At 62.1% G+C, this 1,390-nt stretch carries 1 protein-coding gene; it reads right to left on the reverse strand.

From position 1 onward, the window contains the following. Positions 1–7: 7 nt before the first annotated feature. Positions 8–1,369: an IS30 family transposase gene (locus L979_RS15530; RefSeq protein WP_081994569.1), complete on the reverse strand. Its 1,362-nt coding sequence runs from the start codon at positions 1,367–1,369 to the stop codon at positions 8–10. Positions 1,370–1,390: the final 21 nt, after the last annotated feature.

Here is a 1,390-nt window from a genome sequence, read left to right on the forward strand (position 1 = left end):
TGCGGTTTCAGGGGGTGAGTGCAACACGTGTGAGGAACTCGTTGAGTTTCTCAGCCGGGGTATGGAATCCCAAAGTCGCTCGGGCTCGTCGGTTGAGTTGATCAGCCGTGGCCTGAAGATCCTCATCACTGATGTCGTTGAAGTTGGTGCCCTTGGGGTAGTAATCCACCCGCAGTAACCCGTTGGTGTTCTCGTTCGTGCCCCGCTGCCAGGGCGAATGCGGGTCACACATGAACACCGGTACCTGGGTGGCCACGGTGAACCGGGCGTGGGCAGCCATCTCCGGGCCCTGGTCCCAGGTGATCGAGCGAGTCAAGGCTGCTGGGAGACCCTGGATCATTGACTGCAACACGGTGGTGACCGTGGCCGAATCACGCACCCCGGGAAGTTTGCCCAACATCACGAATCGGGTGCTGCGCTCGACCAGGGTGATGATCCCGGAATTACCCGGGCCGACCACCAGGTCGCCTTCCCAGTGCCCGGGTACCGCCCGGTCCTCGGCCTCGGCCGGGCGGTGAGTGATCCGGGCATCACCAATCCAGGACCGGTTCGAGGCAGCTGGTAGCTTCGAGGCCGGTTTACGGGTTCTACGCCCGGAACGCAGGGCTTTCTCCACGGCCAGTTCGTGTCGTAACCCGCCTTTGGTTTGTACGTAGAGCGCTTGATAGATCGTTTCGTGGCTGATGCGCATGGCCTCATTGTCCGGGAACAACACCTTCAACCGTCCGGTCACTTCCTGCGGGGAGTGCTTATCGGCAAGCAAGGCCACCACCTGGGCACGCAGCTCCGTGTTGCCGGCGGTGTCGAGCTTGCGGGGTTTGGGACGACGACGGTTGATCACAGCGGTAGCGGTGGCCACGGTGGCTGAGTACACCCGGTGGTTACGCCAGTGATGGGTGTGGGCCTTGATCTCACGGGTGACTGTGGAAGGAGCGCACCCGATGATCTGGGAGATACGCCGGGCAGAGAACCCGGATGTGATCCCAATCTGGATGATCGCCCGGTCCGTGACGGATAACCTCCGCCCATGACCTGATACCCGCTTCCCAGGGCGTGAAGCCATCGTGTGATCACCCGGTGTGTGAGTGCCGGGTTCATGCTGGGCACGGGTGAGGATGCGTGTTGCTTCGGCGAGCACCTCGCAGGTGGTCAGGGTCTCAGGTGCAGTATCAGTGGTGTCAACGGGCATGGCCACGATCTTGCCCCAGGCCACCATCAGACCCGCGTTCTCTATCCACCGCCGGACCGAGCGGGCCCGGACTCCTTCTCTGGCTGCTAGCACCTCAACCGGGACACCCTCCAAAACCTCTTCCAACACCCGAACCCGCCTGGCCAACGCCACCACAGCAGCACCCATGAACAACACCACCAATCAATCCGGTGTTGCACT

This window comes from Kocuria sp. ZOR0020, from assembly GCF_000800955.1.
In the GTDB taxonomy this organism is placed as follows: domain Bacteria; phylum Actinomycetota; class Actinomycetes; order Actinomycetales; family Micrococcaceae; genus Kocuria; species Kocuria subflava.